22 protein-coding genes are annotated in these 21,239 nt (G+C 64.3%); 10 read left to right on the plus strand and 12 right to left on the minus strand.

The window, feature by feature from the left end; genetic code table 11:
* Positions 1–187 precede the first annotated feature (187 nt).
* Positions 188–826 carry an FMN-binding negative transcriptional regulator gene (locus G3N94_RS19630; protein WP_205794245.1) on the plus strand — a complete coding sequence of 213 codons (639 nt, stop codon included), beginning with the start codon at positions 188–190 and terminating at the stop codon, positions 824–826.
* 20 nt (positions 827–846) lie between these two features.
* On the opposite strand, the gene G3N94_RS19635 is transcribed toward G3N94_RS19630, so the two are convergent.
* Positions 847–1,473 carry a thioredoxin family protein gene (locus G3N94_RS19635; protein WP_205794246.1) on the minus strand — a complete coding sequence of 209 codons (627 nt, stop codon included), beginning with the start codon at positions 1,471–1,473 and terminating at the stop codon, positions 847–849.
* A gap of 291 nt (positions 1,474–1,764) precedes the next feature.
* On the opposite strand from G3N94_RS19635, the gene G3N94_RS19640 reads away from it, so the two are divergent.
* Positions 1,765–2,505, plus strand: a complete 741-nt coding sequence (locus G3N94_RS19640) for a response regulator (RefSeq protein ID WP_205794247.1) — start codon at positions 1,765–1,767, stop codon at positions 2,503–2,505.
* Positions 2,502–3,830 carry an ATP-binding protein gene (locus G3N94_RS19645; RefSeq protein ID WP_205794248.1) on the plus strand — a complete coding sequence of 443 codons (1,329 nt, stop codon included), beginning with the start codon at positions 2,502–2,504 and terminating at the stop codon, positions 3,828–3,830. Before G3N94_RS19640 ends, G3N94_RS19645 begins: the two co-directional genes overlap by 4 nt.
* Before the next feature lie 51 nt (positions 3,831–3,881).
* Here G3N94_RS19645 and G3N94_RS19650 read toward each other — a convergent pair whose 3' ends face one another.
* The 3 genes from G3N94_RS19650 to G3N94_RS19660 form a co-directional block, all read right to left on the minus strand.
* Entirely contained in the window at positions 3,882–4,493 is a 612-nt protein-coding gene (locus tag G3N94_RS19650) for an alpha/beta fold hydrolase (RefSeq protein ID WP_205794249.1), read from the minus strand.
* A gap of 84 nt (positions 4,494–4,577) precedes the next feature.
* Complete coding sequence (locus tag G3N94_RS19655) at positions 4,578–4,877, minus strand: helix-turn-helix domain-containing protein (protein WP_205794250.1); 300 nt, start codon at positions 4,875–4,877, stop codon at positions 4,578–4,580.
* A 152-nt stretch (positions 4,878–5,029) separates the two neighbouring features.
* Positions 5,030–6,082 (minus strand): RNA-guided endonuclease TnpB family protein, encoded by a 1,053-nt coding sequence (locus G3N94_RS19660; protein ID WP_205794251.1) that lies wholly within the window; start codon positions 6,080–6,082, stop codon positions 5,030–5,032.
* An 89-nt stretch (positions 6,083–6,171) separates the two neighbouring features.
* Between G3N94_RS19660 and G3N94_RS19665 the strand changes: the two genes are divergently transcribed.
* Positions 6,172–6,528, plus strand: coding sequence for a VOC family protein (locus G3N94_RS19665; protein WP_205794252.1), 357 nt, complete (start codon positions 6,172–6,174; stop codon positions 6,526–6,528).
* Between the two features lie 69 nt (positions 6,529–6,597).
* On the opposite strand, the gene G3N94_RS19670 is transcribed toward G3N94_RS19665, so the two are convergent.
* The 3 genes from G3N94_RS19670 to G3N94_RS19680 all read right to left on the minus strand — a co-directional run bounded on the left by G3N94_RS19670 (position 6,598) and on the right by G3N94_RS19680 (position 9,832).
* On the minus strand, positions 6,598–7,059 hold the full coding sequence (locus G3N94_RS19670) for a GNAT family N-acetyltransferase (protein WP_205794253.1): 462 nt from the start codon (positions 7,057–7,059) through the stop codon (positions 6,598–6,600).
* 33 nt (positions 7,060–7,092) lie between these two features.
* On the minus strand, positions 7,093–8,055 hold the full coding sequence (gene bioB, locus G3N94_RS19675) for a biotin synthase BioB (protein WP_205794284.1): 963 nt from the start codon (positions 8,053–8,055) through the stop codon (positions 7,093–7,095).
* A gap of 64 nt (positions 8,056–8,119) precedes the next feature.
* Positions 8,120–9,832, minus strand: coding sequence for an SAM-dependent methyltransferase (locus G3N94_RS19680; RefSeq protein ID WP_205794254.1), 1,713 nt, complete (start codon positions 9,830–9,832; stop codon positions 8,120–8,122).
* A gap of 501 nt (positions 9,833–10,333) precedes the next feature.
* Here G3N94_RS19680 and G3N94_RS19685 point away from each other — a divergent pair.
* From G3N94_RS19685 to G3N94_RS19700, 4 genes are all read left to right on the plus strand, one after another.
* The gene (locus tag G3N94_RS19685) at positions 10,334–11,527 is read left to right on the plus strand and encodes a porin (RefSeq protein ID WP_205794255.1); all 1,194 of its coding nucleotides are present in this window, start codon (positions 10,334–10,336) and stop codon (positions 11,525–11,527) included.
* A gap of 79 nt (positions 11,528–11,606) precedes the next feature.
* Positions 11,607–12,038 carry a GFA family protein gene (locus G3N94_RS19690; RefSeq protein WP_205794256.1) on the plus strand — a complete coding sequence of 144 codons (432 nt, stop codon included), beginning with the start codon at positions 11,607–11,609 and terminating at the stop codon, positions 12,036–12,038.
* Entirely contained in the window at positions 12,035–12,430 is a 396-nt protein-coding gene (locus G3N94_RS19695) for a hypothetical protein (RefSeq protein ID WP_205794257.1), read from the plus strand. Before G3N94_RS19690 ends, G3N94_RS19695 begins: the two co-directional genes overlap by 4 nt.
* 87 nt (positions 12,431–12,517) lie before the next feature.
* Entirely contained in the window at positions 12,518–14,434 is a 1,917-nt protein-coding gene (locus tag G3N94_RS19700; protein WP_205794258.1) for an SMP-30/gluconolactonase/LRE family protein, read from the plus strand.
* 19 nt (positions 14,435–14,453) lie between these two features.
* Here the strand turns inward: G3N94_RS19700 and G3N94_RS19705 are convergent, their stop codons facing one another.
* The 4 genes from G3N94_RS19705 to G3N94_RS19720 are packed head-to-tail and all read right to left on the minus strand — an operon-like array spanning position 14,454 to position 18,103.
* Positions 14,454–15,428, minus strand: coding sequence for a c-type cytochrome (locus G3N94_RS19705; protein ID WP_205794259.1), 975 nt, complete (start codon positions 15,426–15,428; stop codon positions 14,454–14,456).
* A complete protein-coding gene (locus G3N94_RS19710; RefSeq protein WP_205794260.1) occupies positions 15,425–16,135 on the minus strand; it encodes a c-type cytochrome in 711 nt (236 codons plus the stop codon). Before G3N94_RS19710 ends, G3N94_RS19705 begins: the two co-directional genes overlap by 4 nt.
* Before the next feature lie 52 nt (positions 16,136–16,187).
* On the minus strand, positions 16,188–17,303 hold the full coding sequence (locus G3N94_RS19715; protein WP_205794261.1) for a substrate-binding domain-containing protein: 1,116 nt from the start codon (positions 17,301–17,303) through the stop codon (positions 16,188–16,190).
* An 8-nt stretch (positions 17,304–17,311) separates the two neighbouring features.
* Complete coding sequence (locus tag G3N94_RS19720) at positions 17,312–18,103, minus strand: transcriptional initiation protein Tat (RefSeq protein ID WP_205794262.1); 792 nt, start codon at positions 18,101–18,103, stop codon at positions 17,312–17,314.
* 608 nt (positions 18,104–18,711) lie between these two features.
* On the opposite strand from G3N94_RS19720, the gene G3N94_RS19725 reads away from it, so the two are divergent.
* Positions 18,712–19,158, plus strand: coding sequence for a hypothetical protein (locus tag G3N94_RS19725; RefSeq protein WP_205794263.1), 447 nt, complete (start codon positions 18,712–18,714; stop codon positions 19,156–19,158).
* A 23-nt stretch (positions 19,159–19,181) separates the two neighbouring features.
* On the opposite strand, the gene G3N94_RS19730 is transcribed toward G3N94_RS19725, so the two are convergent.
* A complete protein-coding gene (locus tag G3N94_RS19730) occupies positions 19,182–19,904 on the minus strand; it encodes a TetR/AcrR family transcriptional regulator (protein ID WP_205794264.1) in 723 nt (240 codons plus the stop codon).
* Between the two features lie 86 nt (positions 19,905–19,990).
* On the opposite strand from G3N94_RS19730, the gene G3N94_RS19735 reads away from it, so the two are divergent.
* Complete coding sequence (locus G3N94_RS19735; RefSeq protein ID WP_205794265.1) at positions 19,991–21,043, plus strand: RNA-guided endonuclease TnpB family protein; 1,053 nt, start codon at positions 19,991–19,993, stop codon at positions 21,041–21,043.
* Positions 21,044–21,239: the final 196 nt, after the last annotated feature.

Raw genomic sequence — 21,239 nt, forward strand, 5'->3', positions numbered from 1 at the left:
TGCCGGCCGCGCGGTCGAGCGCGCCGAGGGACGGGATTTCGACGATCCGGGTAGTCCTCGCCATGATTCTGGTTCACTGAAAATGTGTCAAACCGGCTCTGTAGCATAAACCAGTTTCCGGCCACAATTCCGTATGACGGGTTCGAACCCGTGTGTCTCTGGACCATTGCCCGACTGTGGAGCTCTCATGTACGTCCCCGCCCATTTCGACGAATCCCGCATCGATACGCTGCACGCGCTGATTGCGCAATTTCCGTTCGGTACCTTGGTGACGCATGGCCGCGGCGGGCTCGACGCGAATCACATCCCGTTCGAGCTGATCGCGGGCGACGGCGGGCTCGGCGAGCTGCATGCGCACGTCGCGCGCGCGAATCCGGTCTGGCAGGACGTCGCGAACGGCGACGAGGTGCTCGTGATCTTCCGCGCCGGCGATGCATACGTGTCGCCGAACTGGTATCCGAGCAAGCATGCGACGCACCGGCAGGTGCCGACGTGGAATTACGTCGTCGTGCATGCGCATGGCCGGATCACCGTGCGCGACGACGAGCGGTTCGTGCGCGGCGTGGTCGCGCGGCTCACGCGCACGCGCGAGGCATCGCTGCCCGAGCCGTGGAAGATGGGCGATGCGCCGACGGATTATCTGGACACGATGCTGCATTCGATCGTCGGGCTGCAGATCGAGATCACGCGGCTTGTCGGCAAGCGCAAGCTCAGTCAGAACAAGGCGGCCGACGACATACGCGGCGCGGGCGACGCGCTCGTCGCGCTCGGCAACCGTCAGATCGGCGATGCGATGCTTGCGGAGGCCGAAGCGAAAACGGAGTGAGACCAGTGCGTGCCGGGCAACTACTGCGCGCGCATTGCGTCGCGCGGGCCGGCCGCGTTCTGCGCGGTTTTCGCTGTGTCAGAAGGTTTCGCTGTCTGCGCGAGCGCGTCGCGAATCGCGGCTTCGGTCTTGTCGTACGCACCTTCGCCGAAGCGCGTGTAGACGATTCGCCCGTTGCCGTCGATCAGATACAGCGCGGGCCAGTAGCGGTTGCCATACGCGTTCCACGTGTCGTAGCGGTTGTCCTGCGCGACCGGGTAGCGGATCCCGAAGCGCCCGAGCGCGTCCGCGACATTGTGCGCATCACGCTCGAACGGAAATTCGGGCGTGTGCACGCCGATCACGACGAGGCCCTGGTCACGGTACTTGCGGTACCAGTCGTTTACGTGCGGGATCGTGTGGATGCAGTTGATGCACGAGTACGTCCAGAAATCGACGAGCACGACCTTGCCGCGCAACTGACCGAGCGTCAGCGGCGCGCTGTTGTGCCAGCGCTCGATGCCGGCGAGTTCGGGGGCCGCCGCGCCGGCGTCCGGCATCGGCGAGACGGTCTGGCCCCGCGTGTCGGCGAACGCGGCCAGCCCGGCGGTGGCGGCAATGGCGGTGACGATGGTGACGGCGGCGGCGGTCTTGAAGCGCGTGAACATGGCAGGTTCCTCCGGGGAGCGGCGCCGCTGCCGGCCGGTGCCGGCGGCGGACGTTCGCGGTTTCGACAGACCGTATTGAGCCGCGCGGACGTATCCCGCATGTGTCCGCGAAACCACCCGTGTGCAATGTCGTGTATCCGCGGCCGGGCCGGATACGTTGGGATACAAATGGTCGGTCGGGCTGCGGTATAAAGCGAACATCGCCTGTCCGGTGCCGCGCGGTATCGGGACAACCGGGCAACCCGACAACCGGACATTTGTGCGGCACATCCCGCGAGTATGATTCCTGCCATGGACAAGACCGACCACGTGCTGATCGTCGACGACGATCGCGGTATCCGCGAGCTGATCGCCGACTATCTCGAGAAGAACGGCATGCGCGTGTCGCTGGCCGCGAACGGGCGCGAGATGCGTGCCGTGCTCGACAGCGGCGCGCCCGACCTGATCGTGCTGGACCTGATGCTGCCCGGCGAGGACGGCCTCGTGCTGTGCCGCGAATTGCGCGTCGGCAAGTTCCGCGCGGTGCCGGTGTTGATGCTGACCGCGCGCAGCGAAGAGACCGACCGCATCGTTGGCCTTGAGATGGGCGCCGACGACTATCTCGCGAAGCCGTTCGCGGTGCGCGAATTGCTCGCGCGGATCCGCTCGGTGCTGCGCCGCACGCGGATGCTGCCGCCCGGCATGCAGGTGACGGAGACGGCCGGGATGCTCGGCTTCGGCGAATGGCGGCTCGACACGACGGGGCGCCACCTGCTCGATGCCGACGGCACGCTGGTCGCGTTGAGCGGCGCCGAATACCGGCTGCTGCGCGTGTTCCTCGACAATCCGCAGCGCGTGCTGACGCGCGACCAGCTGCTCAACCTCACGCAAGGACGGCAGTCCGACCCGTTCGACCGTTCGATCGACCTGCTCGTGAGCCGCTTGCGGCAGCGCCTGCGCGACGGCGCGCGCGAGCCGCGCTACATCAAGACGCTGCGCAACGAGGGCTATGTGTTCTCGGCGGCGGTTTCCGTCGTGGAAGGCACGCCATGACGCCGCGCGCGACGTGGCAGTGGCCGCGCACGCTGTTCGCGCGGCTCGCGCTGATCCTGTGCGTCGGCCTCGCGCTCGCGCAGACACTGTCGTTCTGGCTCACGCTGACGGAGCGCGACCAGGCGACGACCAACATGATGATGGGCTACATCGAGCGCGAAGTCGCGAGCTCGGTCGCGCTGCTCGACCATCTGCCGGCCGGCGAGCGTGCCGCGTGGCTGCCGCGCCTCGCGCGGCGCAGCTACCGGTTCATGCTCGGGCCGGGCGAGACCGGCACGCCGCCGGACGCGCGGCTGTCGGCGCGCGTCGAGCAGTCGATCTCGGACGGCATCGGCAGCGCGTATCCGCTGACCGCGAACGCGATTCCAGGCGACCGCGAACATTTTCAGGTGCATCTGCGGCTGACCGACGGTTCGCCGCTGACGATCGATGTCCATCCGATGTCGACGGTGCCGATGTCGGGCTGGCTGCCGCTCGTGCTTGCGCTGCAGCTCGCGGTGCTTGCCGCGTGCTGCTGGCTTGCGGTGCGGCTCGCGACGCGGCCGCTGAAGCAGCTCGCGCAGGCGGCCGACACGCTCGGCCCCGACCTGAAGGCCGAGCGGTTGAGCGAGGACGGCCCGTCGGAAGTCGCGCGCGCGGCGCGCGCGTTCAATGCGATGCAGGACCGCATCGCGCAATACATGGCCGAGCGCATGCAGATCCTCGCGTCGATCTCGCACGACCTGCAGACGCCGATCACGCGGATGCGGTTGCGCGTCGACGTGATGGACGACGACACGCAGGGCGCGAAGCTGCGCCAGGACCTGATCGAGATGGAAACGCTCGTGAAGGAGGGCGTCGCGTATGCGCGCACGCTGCACGGCAGCGCGGAAGCGGCGCGCCGTATCGATCTCGACGCACTGCTCGACAGCATCGTCTGCGATTACGTCGATGCGGGGCAGGCGGTGACGCTGGAAAGCCGCGTGACGATCGCGCTCGTCACGCGCCCGCAGGCATTGCGCCGGATCGTCGGGAACCTCGTCGACAACGCGCTGAAATTCGCGGGCGCGGCCGACATCGACGTGACGGCTGCGCCTGACGGCGGCGCGATCGTCGCGGTGCGCGACAGCGGGCCCGGGATTCCGGACGATCTGCTCGAAGCGGTGTTCGAACCGTTCCGGCGCATCGAGACGTCGCGCAATCGCGAAACGGGCGGCACCGGGCTCGGGCTCGCGATCGCGCGGCAGCTCGCGCTCGCGATGGGGGGTGTGCTGACGTTGCGGAACCGGCCGGAAGGCGGGCTCGAGGCGCGGCTCGAGCTGCGCAGCCTCGCTATCGACGCGTAGCGCTTGGCGGGCGCGTGTTGGACGCTTGCAGGGCGCTTGGCGGGCGCGTGGTCAGGCGCGCTGCAGATGCGCGTCGACGAGCGGCGCGAGTTCACGCGCATGCACGGCGGCCAGATCGTGCTGGCCGCCCGCGACGACATGCAGCCGCGCATCGGGCAGCCGCTCGACAAGACGCCGGCCGGCCGCGACCGGGCTGATCGGATCCGCGTCGCCCCAGAGCAGCAGCGTCGGCTGAGCGATGCGGCTCAGCTCGTCCGACAGATCCGCGCGGAACGTCACGAACCAGTCCGGCAGACGCGGGTTTGCGGCGACGAAGCTGGTGCGCCAGTCCTGTGCGCCGAGGCCCTGCATGTCGAGCCCGCCGGACGTGACCGTCAGCACCAGATGCGTGACGAGTTCGGGCTTGGCGAGCGCCGCGCGCAGCGCGATCACGCCCCCCATCGATTGCGCGATGACCGCGGTCGGCCGGTCGATGTGCCGCAGCACGTGTTGCACGAGGCCGTCGAAATCGCGAATGTCCGGATCGGCAGGTTCCGCACCGAAGCCCGGATAGGCGACGATGCGCCGCGCGGCGGGGTGGGCGAGCTGGTCGGCGAGCGGTTGCCAGAATGCGGTGCTGCCCGATGCACCCGGCAGGAAAAGCAGTTGCGATGGAACCGGCATGTCGTGTTGATTCCCGATGAATGAAGCAATGTGGTGGCGGCGCGGGTGTCGTTCGCGCCGGGTGTTCCTGATGCGGGATGAAATTCAAGAACTCACGGCTGGTCCGTGGAATCTTTCCCATTCACATAGTTGTTCCATAAGAACGAGCAGCTTTTCCGCCTTCTTTGTGGTTCGGTAGATCCCGTTCCCGGCGATATTCGGGCTGTCGCAATCTTTTGTCACCAATCCCTCGTCGATCAGCTCGCGCAGCCGTAGCGCGAGTATCTGGTCGGATATGCCGGACAAAGCGAGTTTCAGCTTCCCAAATGTATCGTGGTCGCGATGGATGAAGTACAGGACTTGCAGCTTCCAGCGACGCCCAAGGCGCAGCATCAGTGCATTCAAGCTGCAGGCCTGCTGGAGTTTCTGCTCGTTCCTGAACGTCGAACCGCGGATTTTTCGCATATTGCCGCCTTGTTTAAAGTCCAGCCGCTCATTCCTGAATGAGCGGCTGAAATTCGGATGGTCGACCTATACTGCTTGACGTCCTCTTCCGCCTAAAGGCTGGAGATTCCCACAACTGGCGATGCACGTCCGCATCGGAGAATGTTCAGCGCAGCATTGGTATCACGATCATGCACGACACCACAGTTACTGCATTTCCATTCTCTTATTCGCAGTCCTGCGATACCTTTCGGCCGCGTCGTGCTGTCTTGCGACCCGCACGCCGAACAGGACTGGGTAGAACCGCTTTCGTCCACTTCCTCGAACGTGGCTCCGTGCGCCATCGCCTTGTAACGGAGCTTGTCCCGGAAGGACGACCAGGATGCGTCGTAGACGCTCTTCGCCAGCCTGGTTCTGGCGAGCTTCGAGGCCGACACGTTGCCGACCGCGATGTAATCGAAGCGCCGCACCAGATCGAGCGCGAGCTTGTGCTGGAAATCGGCGCGAGCGTTCGCGACCCGCGCGTGCAGCTTCGCGATCTGCCGTTTGTGCTTGCGCGCGCGCTGCGCCTTCGCCAGCTTGTCGGCCGCGCGCCGGCCGAACTGGTCATTGGGCAGCTTCTCGCCGGTCGAAAGTGTGGCGAAGTCTTTCAGACCGAGATCGATGCCGACGCCGGAACGGATCGGGCGCGCCTGAACATCAGGCAGCTCGATCACGATGTTGAGGAACCAGTTGCCGCGCGCATCCTGTGCGAAGTTGGTTCCGTCCTTGATCTTGCCGTCGGGAAGCGGGCGGCTGCTGAAGACGCGGAAGGTGTTGCCGGCGAAGCGGAACGCGTCGCCCTCGCGTTTCAGATCGCGGCCCTTCAGCGGCACCCAGCCCAGCGATTTCCGGCCGCGATAGCGCAGGTAAGGACGCCGGTGCTGGCTGCGCGACTTCGCGAACTGCTCGCACGTTGCGTTGACCGTGCCGGAATGGATGCCGAGTTCCTTGCTGCTGCCGGTCGTCAACACGTTCAGGTCGAAACCCGTCGGCCACCTCTTGTTCCACTTGAGCGCGTGTTTCTGCGTGTCATTGCAGAAATTCCACACGTAGTTCACCGCTCGGCTCTGCTTGTTCAGCAGGCCGTTGAGCGACTTTACGCGGTAGCGGTAGACAAGGATCATGCCGACCATCCTATCCCGCGCAAGAAGCTGCCTGTCAAGAGCGAACCTTTCCTCCCCGCCATGAATGGCGGGTTTTCTTGGAGCAACTGATGAAAATACTTGATGTCCTGGTTCCAACCGTTCCCGCCGGTGCCGCGCGCGCGCTGGATTTTTACCGGGATGTGCTCGACCTGCCGGTGACGTCCGACTTTGAAAGCGCGCAATTGGGCTTTCGTGTCACTGTCATGCGGCCGATGATCATACTCGACTCTCGCGATGAAGCCGCGTTACAGATTCCTCGATCGGTTCACGGCATCTACGTCGTCGATGATCTGGATGCCTACTGGAATCGCGTGCAAGCGCATGTCGACGTGATTGTTGCGCCCGAGCATGTTCCCACCGGAAGGCGCTTCATTGTCCGTCATCCGGATGAAAAGGTATTTGAATATCTGCAACTCAACAGCTGATTCGGCATTGTGCCGAGCATCCCGGACGCTTCAGGAAAGCGCTTCTTTCACGATGCTCGGCCGGCCCCATCATGCGCCGGTGTCCGCCTCCATCACCACGGCCGAAGTGGCGCCGATCTGCGCCGTATCTATCGTTCGCCATCCAAGGCGCGCGTACAAGGACTCGTTGCGGGGCGTAAAGAGGAAGATCTTGCGGTGCCCCATTCGTGACGCCTCGATACGCGCGCGTATCGCCAACTCCGAAGCGATGCCTTTACCGCGATGAACGGGTGGAACGAACACCGCTGATAGCCACGGACCAAGGTGCTGGTGCGTCAACGTACTCTGAACCAGGCTTGCGACGCCTTGTGCGTCGCCGTGGTCTGACAACGCCAGAAGCGTCATGGGTAACGAATCGTCAGCATGTTGACCAAGGCGTGCCACGCGTTGGTCGAGCGTCACGGCAGGATTCAGATAACCAAACGCTTCGTGGTGCCATGTCGCAACTGACGGAATGAATTCAGGATGTTGTACTAGATGATCAATGTGCATCTTGCTCTCACAATTTGTGCTTGTTGGTCACTGTCACGTCAGTTCGAGGCCTAGCCGGCCCATCAGGTCCCGGTCGCGCTCGATTTGCGGATTCTGCGTCGTCAGCAAATGGTCACCCAGAAATATCGAGTTGGCGCCGGCGAGGAAGCACAACGCCTGCAGTGCGTCATTCATCTGTTCGCGGCCGGCGGTGAGACGCACCACGGCTTTCGGCATCGTGATGCGTGCAGCCGCAACCGTACGCACGATCTCGAACGGATCGACGGGCACGGTTTCCGCAAGCGGTGTGCCGGGTATCGGAATCAGATTGTTGATCGGCACCGACTCGGGATATGGGTTCAGCGCCGCGAGCTGTGCGATCAGGCTCGCACGGTCGGCCCGCGATTCGCCGAGACCCAGGATCCCGCCGCAGCAAACGCGCAGACCCGCGTCGCGCACGTGAGCGAGCGTGGCAAGCCGGTCCTCATAACTGCGGGTGCTGACGATCTTCCCGTAAAACGCCGGTGACGTGTCGAGGTTGTGGTTGTAATAGTCGAGCCCGGCGTCCTTGAGTTGTCGCGCCTGGTGAGAATCGAGCATGCCCAGCGTCACGCAGGTCTCGAGGCCTAACGCCTTGACGCCGCTGATCATCTGCTTCACCGTTTGCAGATCGCGATCCTTGGGGGCACGCCACGCGGCCCCCATGCAAAAGCGCGTTGCGCCGTCGGCTTGGGCTGCTTTCGCGGCCTTTAGCACGTCGTCGAGCGCCATCAGTTTTTCGGCTTTCAGCTTCGTATCGTGGTGAGCCGATTGCGAGCAATATCCGCAGTCCTCGGGGCAGCCGCCGGTCTTGATCGAAAGTAGCGTCGAAAGTTGTACGGCATTGGGTGCGTGGTGCTCACGGTGGATCTGCTGCGCACGAAACGCCAGGTCGAGGAGGGGCAGGTCGAACAGTGACTGCACTTTATCTGCGGTCCACTCGGGGGAAGGCGCATTCCCGTTCCCGCATGCCGGCATTGGCGTCGATGTCTGATTGTGTGAGGTCATTTTGACTGGAAGTGTCAGGAGCGTACAAGGTTGTTCAGACAACGGCGTGCATCAATCTCAACGTGTTCCCCATCCGGGAACCATCGTTGCGTCCCGTCAAGTAGATGTCATTCAGGTGTTCCGGGCTGACGTTGTTCGCTTCGCCAAATCCGAGCGAGCGAAGCTTGTCGGCCAGCGATGCCGGATCAAAACTGGTTTTCCACGGCTCGCCACTTTCCGCCACTTTCGCGCGTACCAGTTCCATGCCTAAGCGCTCCATGGGTGTGAGCAACGACGGCGTGACAACGTAATCGAAGACGACAGCGCTTCCGGCAGCGCACGATGCGATGAATCGCAAGGTCTCCAGGACCGCTTCTTCGTCGAGATAGATCGACACGCCGAGCCATGAGAAGAAGGCGGGCTCGTCTTCGCGGAATCCGGCTTGAGACAACGCGCGTGCCAACGTATCGTGTTCGAAATCCATTGGCACGTATGTCAGCGATGACGGAATTTCAATGCCGGCGGCGCTCAGGCATTCGCGCTTCCATTGCTGTGTCGCAGGAAGATCAACCTCGAAGATTCGTTGGGCCTGATGGTTCTGGCGATACGCATAAGTGTCCAGCCCGGCGCCCAGAATGACGTATTGGCGGACGTCATTCTGCGCAGCCTTTTGCCACTCGTCTTCGGCAAATCGGCTACGCACCGCAACGGAGATCCTTAGGCCTTTGGACAATGGATCATCGTAGCGCTGCGGGTTGCCGCGGACGGCAGCTTCATTCGCGCTGCCCAGTATTTTCAGCGCAAACCGGTCTTCCAGAATCAACGGGGCATCGAGGAGCTGATGCACCGCTCGCAGGGTCGCGACGCGTTGAGCGCTTGGCTTGGGGCCGGCGTTGATCGAATTTTGCCTGGGTCCGTTCAAGGACAGGATCGCCTTTTGAATAAACAGGATCAACGGAAGATCGAGGCCAATGCCGACCGACAGATCAGGTTCGTTCTGGAACGCGAGATGAATCTTGCTTTCGAGTGCGCGATCATCGCCGCAGTATGAGTCGCGAAAGAGATCTTGCCATCGACGAGCCAATGCCTGAACACCTGGATCGGTTACATCCGCACCTGCATCCATCTGTGTTCGTACTTCCGTGAACAAAGCGGGCCAATCGTCTGCATGAGCAATCATGCGTCGCCGAACTTCTTCGAATTCAACGGGTGACAGGTACTTGGCGAAGAGTGTTGCCCTGGCGTTGGTAATCGACAGTGATATCCATTGATGAATTTCTGGCGTGAAACCGGTGATTTCCTGGGCCCTGGGTTCCCGTTCCTGCATGATCTTCAGGTTTGATGCCAGTTGAGCATTATCCCCGGTTGCATCCTTCAGGTATTGCATCCAGTGCCAGGTCAGTGCCTGCGCTTCCTGGCTTTCCGGAAGCAGCCCGGTGTCAATCGATCTTCTCGTCTCGGAAATCAGTTCGATTCTGCGTGCGTTTAGATCCTCGCCCAATTGCTGTTGCTGCGCCCGCAAATGATCCAGGTCTTCACTTGTGAGGTGCTTTTCGTACATGGTCATCTTTTCCAATAGGTTTAGCCAGTCTGCTATCCCGGTCTCGCTGCCGCTGGTAATCTCGTCTGCCAAATGCTGAAGACTGTCTTGGCGGGAACCGCCATCCGAGCGGGCGGAAGGGGACAGCAACCCGATTGCGTCATAGTGGTGCAGCGCTCGAACAGTCAGGCCCGCCCGTTTTGCGAGCTTGCCGATTTTCAACGACATCGCGACTCCACCGCCTGCATGAACGGTAAATCATGACGTTACGTCAGGCTCAAGCATCGAAGCGTTGATTTCTTCAGCGGACGTGATGCGGGCATTACCGGAATCGGGGCGCTTCAATTGCGAGGTGCAATACGCTGCCGGTTATCGAGCAGATCTTGGCGCCGACCAGACCAGAAGGCGCGGCCGACTTTTCCGGCGTCGGCGAACGAGACCGGCATCGCCGCTGGAGTACCACCCGCACCCGCACCCGGTCGCTTCGATGGGGGCTGCGCGCGTGCCGACCAATGCGCGCACGACTATCTCACTTTTAGCAATAAATTGTTTTCGTCGTTCCGCTTTCTATTGGAACCGGTTCCAATTACCATCGGCGGCCGCGACGGGCTGTCGCCACGTGCGCCGTCCGGTGCAGGAAAGCCGGCGGCGAAGCATCGCCGGCCACTCGTCCAACTCGCAACTCGCACCTAGAACAACGGGTTTCACGCCCGGAGACAAGCCAACACCATGAACAAACATCTCGTCGCAGCGCCGCTGCTGCTGTCGCTCGCCGGTATCGCGTCCGCGCAAAGCTCGGTCACGCTGTACGGCATCGTCGATGCGGGCGTTACCTATCGCAGCAACGAACGGGTCGGCACCGCCGGCAACTACACGGGACACTCGAGCGTCGGGCTCACGACCGGCAACCTGTCCGGCAGCCGCTGGGGCATCAAGGGGGCCGAGGATCTCGGCGGCGGCCTGCGTGCGCTGTTCGTCCTCGAGAACGGCTTCGACATCACCAACGGCACATCCGGCCAGGGCGGCCGCCAATTCGGCCGCCAGGCGTTCGTCGGCCTCGGCAGCGACCGTTACGGCACGGTGACGCTTGGCCGCCAGTACACGTCGCTCGATGATTTCGTGAGCCCGGTCGGGCCGTCGTCGTATATCGGCGGGTTCGGCGCGCATCCGGGCGACATCGACGATCTCGACCAGACCGCGCGCGTCGACAACTCGATCAAGTACACGAGCGCGAACTACGCAGGCTTCACGTTCGGCGCGCTGTACGGCTTCGGCGGCCAGCCTGGCACCATGAAGCAGCGCAGCACGTGGAGCGTCGGCGCGGCCTATGCGGCGGGCCCGCTGCGGGTCGGCGTCGGCTACGAGCGCGCCGACAACAGCAAGAGCGGCGCGGTCGACACGACGACGGGCAAGTGGCAGAGCACCGACGACGGCCTGTTCAATTCGTCGATCAACGAAGGCTACGCGAGCGCGCAGTCGCAGCAGATCATCGCGACCGGCGCGACCTACGACTTCGGCCCGGCGGTGGTCGGGGTGAACTACAGCAACGTGCAGTACCGCAGCGGCGCAGGTTCGCTGTTCTCGGGGCACGCGACCTTCAACGTCGCGGGCGTGTTCACGCGCTGGAACGTGCAGCCGCAGACCCAGCTGTTTGCGGGCTACAGCTACACGCGCGGCAGCGACGTGAACGGTCTCGACGAGCGTGCGCAGTATCACAACGTGACGCTCGGCGCGACGTACGACCTGTCGAAGCGGACCAGCGTATACCTGCTCGGCGCGTACCAGCATGCGTCGGGGATGACGCTCGACGCGCTCGGCCGTCCGGTGCCCGCGACTGCGTCGGTGTCTGACAAGGCGAACGGGCATTCGTCGGACGCGCGGTCGCAGGCGATCGTCAGCATCGGCATGCGTCAGCGGTTCTGATGCAAAGCGGGGCGGCGCAACGGCCGCCCCGCTTTGTCCGTGTTTGTCCCTATACTAGGGCCTCTTCACAGGAGGCCGAATGACTCGAGAGCGTTCTGTCCGCTGTCTGTGCGGCACGGTGACCGTCACACTGCGGGGCGAACCCGCTGCAAGGGCGAACTGTCATTGCCAGTCGTGCCGCGATTTCTACGGCACGTCGATGCTGTCTGCGACCGCTTGGGGCAGCGAGCAGGTCGCGGTGACGGGCACCGACGCGATGTTTCCGCATCCGTCGAAAGCGATGTCGCGCACGTTCTGCGCATCGTGCGGCGAAATCGTGTTCGGCACGAACCGGTTCGGGATGCGTGTCGTGCCCAACAGCCTGACCGCCCGCGCACATGCCGGACAACTGCCCGACGACCTGCAGCCGACGATGCACCTGTTCTACCGGCAGCGGGTGATCGACGTTGTTGATCCACTGCCGAAATACCTCGACGGCTGGGACGGCCCGACGCTCGACGAAACGCGTTGAGCGTTCGCGCGTTTCTCGCCGACAACCCGCTGACGTTCCGTCGTCGGCCTCTCACTTCCCCCATCGCGCCTGAAACCCGGCGCGTGATCCTGCCGCAGCGACACCCGGTCATTCACCGCGACCGGCGCATTTCCGAAAAAACACATTGTCGGAAGATTAATTTTTGCTTTCATTTTGATTTCTGTTTTGGATTCATGGCGCGAATTAAACCGAAAGGAAAATTCAATGCCACGCGATGCGGAAAAATGACCCATCTGCGTAAAGAACGCGGAAGAAAATACCGAATCGGCGGCGCGCATGAACGCTTGCGTGCCGATCCGCCACGGGCAATGACAATGCTTGAAGAAAAAGGCCGACATGGCCGCGGGCGTGTCGCTCACAATTCATGCTGAGCGCGCCGGAAATGCTTGCCGCAATCACCAACGTTTCATGTTCCGTGATTTAACTATTCACGAAACGACTGTCTGGAGCCAATACCCATGTTCAGTAAGCAGATGCGCGCTGTATTTCTCGGTGCGTTGCTCGCGACGACGGCGCCGGCCGGCCATGCGCAATACACGACCGACTGGCTCGCGAACACGTTCGGCACGCTCGCACAGCACGTCGGCAACGGCGCGAGGTCGATGTGGGTCGCGCCGGAGGGCGTCATCTATACGTCGTCGCGCTGGGATGAGAACGCGGGCGGGATGGCGATGTACCAGAACGGGCAGGGCATCGGCACGATCGGCATCCACGACGAGTTCCAGGGCGGCGCGATCACCGGCAACGCGGCGTCGATCTTCGTCGCGCTCGGCTACAACCGGACGTTCGGCAGCGGCTCGGTCGGGCGCTACAACCGCTCGTCGAACACCCGCGACCTGCGGATTCCGGTCAGCACGTGGACGGGGGTTCAGTATGCGGACGTGATCACCGGCCTCGCGACCGCCGGCACGCAGCTCTACGTGAGCGACTTCTACGGCAACCGCGTGCGCGTGTACACGACCGACGGTGTCTGGCAGCGCGACATCGGCGTGTCGGGCCCCGGCGCGCTCGCACTCGACGCCGCCGGCAACCTGTGGGTCGCGCGCAAGAGCGCGGGCGTCGTCGTGCAGTACAGCCCGGCCGGTACGCCGATGAACACGATCCAGATGGCGTCCACGTCGCGGCCGTCCGCGCTGTACTTCGATGCGTCCAGCGGGCAGTTGCTGGTAGGCGACGAAGGACCCGACATGAACATCAAGAACTACAGCCTGATCGGCGCGCCACAGCAGATCGGCACGTTCGGCGTGCTGGGCGGCTACCTCGACACGACGACGGGCATCAAGGGGCAGGTCGGCGACAAGCGCTTCACGCGCGTCGCTGGGATCGGCAAGGACGCAGCCGGCAACCTGTACGTGCTGAACAACGCGTGGGGCGGCGGCTGGGATCTCGGACGCAACGGCAGCACCGACCTCCATTCGTACAGCCCGACGGGCGCGCTGCAATGGAAGCTGCAGGCGCTGAACTTCGAGGCGATCGCGGCGCCGGATCCGGCAACCGACGGCGCGTTGTTCTACAGCGGCAACAACGTCTACACCGGCACCGCGGGCGGCACGTTCGTCGCGAACACGATTGATCCGTTCTCCTACCCGAAGGATCCGCGGCTCGACATGAAGGACTACCAGCGCGGCCAGCACTTCGGCCAGCTTGTTACCGTCGGCGGCAACCGGATCCTCGTCGCGTCGGGGCAGAACCCCGGCAACTTCAACTTCTATTACTTCAACGCGGCGAGCGGCTACATCGCGATTCCGGCCGGCTCGATTCCGGGCAAGCCGTTCAACACGACCCTGAAGGTCACCGCGGGCTTCGCGATCGACGGCAACGGCGATGTGTGGGCCGGCCTCAACGGGACGAACGTGATTTCCCGCTATCCGATGACGGGCTTCGACGCGACCGGCAAGCCGTCATGGGGCAAGCCGACGACGACCCCCGTGCCGGCCACCGTGTCGCCGGTCACGCGTATCGTCTACCAGTCGGACAGCGACACGATGATCCTCGCGCAAGGCCTCGCCGGCAACTGGGACTGGACCGCGATGAACGGCCACATCGAGGTCTATCGCGGCTGGAAGGCCGGCAACACGACCGCGCCGAACCCGGTGATCAACCTGACGAGCGCCAATCCGAAATCGATCGCGGTGGCCGGGCACTACCTGTTCGTCGGCTACGTGCACACCGTGCCCAACGTCGACGTGTTTGACCTGAACACGGGCGCCCTCGTCACGACGCTGACCAACTCGAACTCGGCGGCGATGGACGTCGGCAACGACGTCGACTCGATGTACGGGATCCGCGCGTACCTGCGCTCGACCGGCGAGTACGTGATCACGAAGGACAACTACAACGGCACCAGCGTCGTCGTGTATCGCTGGCATCCGTGATCGCGTCCGTGCGGTCGCGTCACTGCGGGCCCGGTGCGCCGAGCACGCGGCCGTTCACGGTCCGGCCGTACATCGAATCGGGCGTGTTGTGGAAGCGCTCGCGCGTGGCCTCGACCGATCCCGCGAAGCGAGGATCCTGCGGCCGTTCGTGGCTGTCCATGAACGTCGCGACGTCCCACGCCTGCTGGTCGGTCAGCGTACCGCCGAGGCCGAGCGGCATGTTGGCCTTGATGAAACCCGCCGCGTTGTGGATGTCGCCCATGCCCGCGCCCCAGTTGAACGACCGCGAGCCCCACAGCGGCGGGAACACGGTCTTGCCGCCGCTCGACTGGCCTTGTCCGTCGGCGCCGTGGCACAGCGCGCAGTGCTGTGCGTAGACGGCGCCGCCGCGTGCATAGTCGGCCTTCTGCGCGGGCGGCGGCAGCTTCGGGAAGCCTTGCCCGGGCAGTTTCTCGCCGATCGGCGCACCCTTCGCGAGCCAGTACGAATACGTTTCCAGCGCGACCAGGATCGGGTCGCCGTTCGGCGGCGCCTTGCCGTTCATGCTGTAGCGGAAACAGCCCTGCAGGCGTTCGGCGAACGTGTTCACGTGCCCGTTCTTGCTCCGATACGCGGGATACAGCGGATAGGCGCCCCACATCGGGCTCGAATCCGCGCGGCGGCCCGCGTCGAGGTGGCAGCTCGCGCAGGTCAGCGGGTTGCCGACGTACTTGCCCGCGAACTCGGGCGTGTGCATGAAGATTTGCTCGCCAAGCTTCACGGTCTTGCCGAAGTCGTCGTTCGGAAGCGCGGATTCGGCGGGCGGCGTGAACGGCTTCGCGGGTGCCGGCGTCGCGGTGCCGATACTGGATGTGGATGCGGGTATGGATGCAGATGCGGACGTGGATGCGGATGCGGCCGGCGGCGCATCGGTCGCCGCGAATCCCGGCCCGCTGGCGGCCACGCTCAACAGCGTAGCGAGCGCGCGGTGATACAGCCGGAGTCGATCGGTCATGGCTTGGCCCCTTGCGATTCCGTACCGGCGAGTGGCGTGCCAGTGCGGGCGTAGTAAGCGGCCACCGCGTCGATGTCGGGGCCGGACAGCTTGCTGGCGATCAGCGGCATCAACCCCATCGGTCCGGGCGGACGCGTGCCTTGTTTCCAGCCGTTCAACTGGTTCGCGAGATAGGCGGCCGGCTGGCCGGCCAGCGGTGGAAACGCGGTGCCTACGCCGATTCCGCCAGGCCCGTGGCATTGCGCGCAAGCGGGCAGCCCCTGCGACCAACGGCCGCGCGTCGCGATCCATGCGCCGGTGTCGGACGGTGCGGCCGACGTGTCGTCCTTGGTTGCGATGCCGGGCGGCGCGGGCAGCGACGCGAAGTATGCGGACACGGCTTCGCGCTCGTGCGCGGACAGCAGTTTCGCGAGCGGCTGCATGACCGGGTTCTGGCGGCTGCCGTCCGCAAACGCGGCCAGTTGCGCGGACAGGTAGGCGGCCGGAACGCCCGCAAGCCGCGGGAAGCCTGCCGCCGCATTGCCTTCGCCGTTCGCGCCGTGGCAACCGATGCAGGCTGCGACACCGGTGGTCGTGCCTTGTGTCGCGATGATCTTGCCGGGCGTCGCATCGTCCGCGCATGCGGCGGCCGCGACCGACAGCAGGCCGGTCGCGGCCAGCCACGCGGCGGCGAAGCGGCGACGCGGCTTCACGATCGAATCGTTCAAGTCTCCTCCTGGGTGGGGGCGCGTTTCGTTGGTATCTGCGCGACGCGCGGGTTCAGCTCGCGTCGGCTCGTTCGCGCGGCGTTGCCTGCGCGCTCGTGCCCGTATTCTCGCTCGTGCTTGTGTTTGTGGTCGATCCCTGCGCGACACCCGACGCCACTTCATAGCGCCCGAAGCCATATCGCTCGAAGATCCGGAACGCTTCCGGCGACCGGATGAACGCGAGCCACTGGCGCGCCGCCTCCGGGTGCGGCGCGCCGTCGACGAGCGCGCCTGCGTAGATCGCGGTGGTGTTCTGGTCGGCCGGAATGTCGACGTGGCTCAGCGGATGCCCGGCCTGCTCCTGGAACATCGCCTCGGACTTCCACAGCACGCCCGCATCGGCGCGCCCCTGCATCAGGAACAGCGCGGTCTCGCGATGGTGGATGTGGGTCAGCTCGGTCGTGCCCGCCCGCACCTTGTCCTCGTAGACGGTGCGCGCGAGCGGCTCGCCGCCCGCCTTCACGAGCGACGCCTTGATCTGCCGCACGACGCCTTCGAATTCGGGGTTCGGCATCGCGAGCCGCAGGCCGGGTTTCGCGAGATCGTTCAGCGATGCGACGCGTTCGGGGTTACCCGCGCGCACCATGATCGTCAGCTGGTTCGTCACATAGGGCACGGCGGGGCCCGTCAGCGTGCCGTCGGCGATCAGCGCGTTGACTTTCGCGAGGCCCGCGAAATACGCATCGGGCTTGACCGTCCACGTCATGTTGCCGACGGTGATCGTGCCGCCAGCCTTGATCTGCGTGACGAGCAGGCCGGGCGGAATGGTTTCCCAGTAGATTCGCCCGCGGTATTCGGGGTGATCTTCTTCGAACTTCGCGACGAGTGGCGCCATTGCGAAGAAGTAGTTGCCGCCTACGAACAGCACGAGCTTCGGCGCGGTCAGGTCACCGTGAAAATCGGCGAGCACGTCGACTTGCGGCACCGTGAATTCGAGGCCGCGGTGCGGCGCGTCGTTGTTCCTGCCGTGCTGCCAGGGCGGGAAGATGTCGGCCGGCGCTGCCGCCGACGCGGGCGCCGCGAACGCGACGTGCGCGGCGATGCCCAGCCAGCCCGCCAGCGCCGCATGCACGATGCGGCGGATCCGGCGGATGCTGCGGGATTGCGTCGGCGTGTGGGTCGATGCCATGTCGATCCTTATTTTGCGTAAGAGAAACCGGCGTGCTGCAGTTCGGGCAGCGTGCCGACCGCGCCGGGCGTGATGATCGCGCTCGGAATCACGTGGTTGGTCAGGTCGGCGGCGAGCGCGTCAAGCGGCAGCTTGTCCGGATTCGCATTCGCGCCGTCGAGCCGTTCCGCGAGTTCCCAGATCGCGTTGTGGCACGACAGGAACACGACGCCGCGCTGCAGCAGCGCCGCGATGCTGTTGTCGTGCGCGGAAAACGCGCCGTCGGCGCTTTCATGATCCTGCGTGCCTTTCGACTGGGCGGGCTTCGGGTCGAGCAGCGTGTTGGTCGCAAACTTGTCGCCGGCCAGTTTCGCGAGCCCGTACTTGTCCCACGCGGTCTGGTCGTACAGCGCGAGGTGTGCGGAGCCGTGCGTCGCCGACACGACCAGGAAATCGGGGTGCCGGAACGACCAGATCTGTGCGTTCAGCGCATTGCGCATCAGGTTCAGCCACGGCCCGCCGAGTTCGGTGTTGTCCCAGACCTGCTTCGGGCCGCCGCGATAGCCGATTACTTCGGTCAGCGCCGCGTTGTCCCATTGGTCCGGATGCTCGACGATCATCGGCACCGTCTTGAAGTCGCGACGCCTCGGCGTGGCGGTGAGCCGTCGCGTGAGGTCGGCGAGGCGGGTGGCGCCGCCGGGCAGCAGCGATCCGGTGTCGGACGGCGCCGCCTGCGATCGGCCCGCGGCCGCCAGGATGGTCGTGCCGGCCGCGAGGCCGAAGGTCTTCAGCGCGCTGCGGCGCGCTTGCCGGTCGGTCAAGGCGAGTCTCCTGTCGAGGTTGTTGTCCGGCAGTCGTCGTGCGGCCCGGCTGCATGCGTTCGCTTGCTTGCGGGCGCGATGTCGCGATGTCGCGTGGCGACGCTGTCGTCGTGATTGCTCGATCAGTCTAGAGAGGCGCGTTCGACAGCGGAAATCGCGATATCGGATGGGAGGTATTCGAGGGTCTGATGATTGGTCGGGCGAGTCGCGCAATGTGTTGCGCGTGATGCGTATTGAAACGCGATCCGCAGACGATCCCGTTTGAACTAAAAGGAATGGCGAAACCACGCCAAATCACCGACACCCACCGATATTGCACACCAGCTATCCGTCTGCTACCGTAGCGCGCAAAATCAGAAGCAGTTAAATCAATGAGAGATCAAAGAGAGTCGGGGGCCGCGCCATGTCATTTTCCTGTCACGTCGTGATCGACGCGAAGCCGCGCACCGCATGGATCGCGCAGGCGGCGGGGGGGAATCGCAGCCGTTTTTCGCCATTTGATATCGCCATTTGAACGATTGAAAAACCGGCAGTGAATTCACCGTGCGTTTTTCCGGGAATCCGGAGAAACGCCGTCTTTAACCACCCAGCCTGACGAGACCATACAAATGAAAAAACTTTCCGCGTCGTTCGCGACGGCCGCGCTCGTGGCGTGCGCCACGCTGGCGGGCATTCCGCAGACGAGTATTGCCGCGCCGGCCGACGAACCCGCGATCGCCGCGCATTACGGCGCCGTAATCGACGCCTATACGACCAACATGCCGGAAGCCAAGGCGAAATACGACGGCAAGCGCCTCGCGTTCGAAGGTGCGGTGATCCGGATGGGCAGCGACCCCGACGGCACGTACTTCGGCGCGCTGACGAACGACGGCGCGCAGTTCGACACCCACTTCGACGTGGCCGACCAGGCCGCGCTGAAGAGCAAGTTCAAGGGACAGGAGATCAAGCCGTTCGAGGCGTCGGCGTTCTTCCGCTTCAGTTGCCTGAACGAAGGCTATATCGACGCGCCGGTGCTGCCCGGTCTGAAGCTCACGCATTGCCGCGCGAGCCAGTGAAGCAGGACGGCGGCGCGCGCCGCTCAATCGCGCGTGCCGCCGCCTTCCAGCCGCCGCACCGCCTCCGCCACCTCGTTCCTGAACCGCACGAGCGCCGCCTGTTCCGGCGCCGGCGGCTGCACGGCTCCCCACAGCATGTCGATCAGCTGCGCGGCCGTGGTTTCCGTATCGAGTTTCCGGCGCCCGAGTATCGCGTCCCACAGCACGTGCTCGATCGGCCCGAACACCATCGAGCGCAACAGGCTCAGCGGCAGGTCGGTCCGTACCTGTCCGGCCGCCTGCCCGCGCGCAAGCACGTCCATCAGCGGCGCCGTGTAGCGGCGCTGCAGCGCGGTCAACTCGTCGCTGAGCGCATGCTGCTTCGCGCGGCCTTCCGACAGCACGAGCGCGCACAGCCCGGTGCCGCTCACGAGCATCAGCCGCAGGTGCGTGCTGACGACGAACGCGAACTGCTGGTCGACGGGCGCGCCGAGCGGCATGCCGCTCTCGAATACCGTAATGTTCTCGTCGTACCAATCGGCGATCACGCGCGCGCACAGCTCGCGCTTGCCGCGGAAATAGCTGAACACGGTCGCTTCGGACACGCCGACGCGTTGCGCGATCTCGGAGGTCGTCGCATGTTCGTAGCCCTTTTCGGCAAACACTTCACGTCCGGCGCGCAGGATGTCCTGCACGCGCTGCTGGGATTTGCGGCCGGCGGGCGCGCGGGGCGCGTCGGCGCGGTCGGCTTTGACGGTGTCGGTCATCAGTTGCTCCTAGAGACCTCACCATTGACGGCGAGGAGGGAAGGAGCGCCGCCGACAGGCGGCATTCCTTCGTTAGAATGACCGGCATGATTCTTGTCTACCGCTACCGGGTGAAGTCGCTCAACGGCTTGCTGAACAAGCAGAGCCGCGCGGTGAACTACGTGTGGAACTTCTGCAACGACACGCAGAAGCACGCGCTCAAGTGGAACAAGAAGTGGCCGACGGGTTTCGACCTGAACGTGCTGACGACCGGCAGCAGCAAGGAACTGGGCATTCACTCCGGCACGGTCAACGCGACCTGCGAGCAATACGCGAAGTCGCGCAGCCAACACCGTCGCCCCTACCTGCGCTATCGCGGCAGGAAATCGCTGGGCTGGGTGCCGCTGAAGGGCCGCGACCTGAAACGCGAGGGCGACGCGTTCCGCTTTGCCGGCAATACCTTCCGCGTGTTCAGCAGTCGCCCGCTTCCCGACGGCAAGATCAAGGACGGAACCAACTTCGCGCAGGATGCACGCGGCAACTGGTTCCTCAACATCGTGATCGAGATCCCCGATGTTCAGGCGCGCCCGATCCGTTCCGGCGTCGGCATCGATCTCGGCCTGAAAGACTTCGCAACACTTTCGACCGGCGAGAAGCTGCCGAATGACCGGTTCGGCCGGCGCGCGGCCGACAAGTTGGCGAAGGCGCAGCGCGCGCGCAAGCACAAGCGGCATATCGCGAAGCTGCACGCCAAGGTGGCGAATGCCCGCGCCGATTTCCAGCACAAGCTCGCGCTCGATCTGGTGCGGCGCTTCGATTACATCGCGGTCGGCAACGTGTCGGCCGCGAAACTCGCCAGAACCAAGCTGGCGAAGAGCGTCTACGACGCATCCTGGTCGTCCTTCCGGGACAAGCTCCGTTACAAGGCGATGGCGCACGGAGCCACGTTCGTGGAAGTGGACGAAAGCGGTTCGACCCAGTCCTGTTCGGCGTGCGGGTCGCAAGACAGCACGACGCGGCCGAAAGGTATCGCGGGACTGCGAATAAGGGAGTGGACCTGCAGTCACTGTGGTGTCGAGCATGATCGAGATACCAATGCTGCGCTGAACATTCTCCGATGCGGACGTGCATCGCCAGTTGTGGGAATCCGCTCCCTTTAGGAAGCGGAGGACGTCAAGGTGTCGGATGCACGGCTGTCATCCGGGCATGATATCTGAGTATCACTCAAAAAACTATTGACGCCGGCCCCCGACGAGCGCGACACTACGCACAATTTCCGCAGTATTGGCTAACGAATCGGCGCAACAACCGGTTTTTGAGCAAAACTCAGAAAACGGTGCGCGCAACGCACTTTCT

The organism is Burkholderia sp. Ac-20353 (genome assembly GCF_017104785.1).
Classification (GTDB): Bacteria; Pseudomonadota; Gammaproteobacteria; order Burkholderiales; family Burkholderiaceae; genus Burkholderia.

Excerpts from the sequence above, each read along its gene's own strand:
- G3N94_RS19640 (WP_205794247.1), top strand. The coding sequence starts at position 1,765 with ATGGACAAGACCGACCACGTGCTGATCGTCGACGACGATCGCGGTATC.
- G3N94_RS19685 (WP_205794255.1), top strand. The coding sequence starts at position 10,334 with ATGAACAAACATCTCGTCGCAGCGCCGCTGCTGCTGTCGCTCGCCGGT.
- G3N94_RS19645 (WP_205794248.1), top strand. The coding sequence starts at position 2,502 with ATGACGCCGCGCGCGACGTGGCAGTGGCCGCGCACGCTGTTCGCGCGG.
- G3N94_RS19670 (WP_205794253.1), bottom strand. The coding sequence starts at position 7,059 with ATGCACATTGATCATCTAGTACAACATCCTGAATTCATTCCGTCAGTT.
- G3N94_RS19705 (WP_205794259.1), bottom strand. The coding sequence starts at position 15,428 with ATGACCGATCGACTCCGGCTGTATCACCGCGCGCTCGCTACGCTGTTG.
- G3N94_RS19630 (WP_205794245.1), top strand. The coding sequence starts at position 188 with ATGTACGTCCCCGCCCATTTCGACGAATCCCGCATCGATACGCTGCAC.
- bioB (WP_205794284.1), bottom strand. The coding sequence starts at position 8,055 with ATGCCGGCATGCGGGAACGGGAATGCGCCTTCCCCCGAGTGGACCGCA.
- G3N94_RS19635 (WP_205794246.1), bottom strand. The coding sequence starts at position 1,473 with ATGTTCACGCGCTTCAAGACCGCCGCCGCCGTCACCATCGTCACCGCC.
- G3N94_RS19715 (WP_205794261.1), bottom strand. The coding sequence starts at position 17,303 with ATGGCATCGACCCACACGCCGACGCAATCCCGCAGCATCCGCCGGATC.
- G3N94_RS19665 (WP_205794252.1), top strand. The coding sequence starts at position 6,172 with ATGAAAATACTTGATGTCCTGGTTCCAACCGTTCCCGCCGGTGCCGCG.
- G3N94_RS19735 (WP_205794265.1), top strand. The coding sequence starts at position 19,991 with ATGATTCTTGTCTACCGCTACCGGGTGAAGTCGCTCAACGGCTTGCTG.
- G3N94_RS19650 (WP_205794249.1), bottom strand. The coding sequence starts at position 4,493 with ATGCCGGTTCCATCGCAACTGCTTTTCCTGCCGGGTGCATCGGGCAGC.
- G3N94_RS19690 (WP_205794256.1), top strand. The coding sequence starts at position 11,607 with ATGACTCGAGAGCGTTCTGTCCGCTGTCTGTGCGGCACGGTGACCGTC.
- G3N94_RS19700 (WP_205794258.1), top strand. The coding sequence starts at position 12,518 with ATGTTCAGTAAGCAGATGCGCGCTGTATTTCTCGGTGCGTTGCTCGCG.
- G3N94_RS19660 (WP_205794251.1), bottom strand. The coding sequence starts at position 6,082 with ATGATCCTTGTCTACCGCTACCGCGTAAAGTCGCTCAACGGCCTGCTG.
- G3N94_RS19730 (WP_205794264.1), bottom strand. The coding sequence starts at position 19,904 with ATGACCGACACCGTCAAAGCCGACCGCGCCGACGCGCCCCGCGCGCCC.
- G3N94_RS19725 (WP_205794263.1), top strand. The coding sequence starts at position 18,712 with ATGAAAAAACTTTCCGCGTCGTTCGCGACGGCCGCGCTCGTGGCGTGC.
- G3N94_RS19680 (WP_205794254.1), bottom strand. The coding sequence starts at position 9,832 with ATGTCGTTGAAAATCGGCAAGCTCGCAAAACGGGCGGGCCTGACTGTT.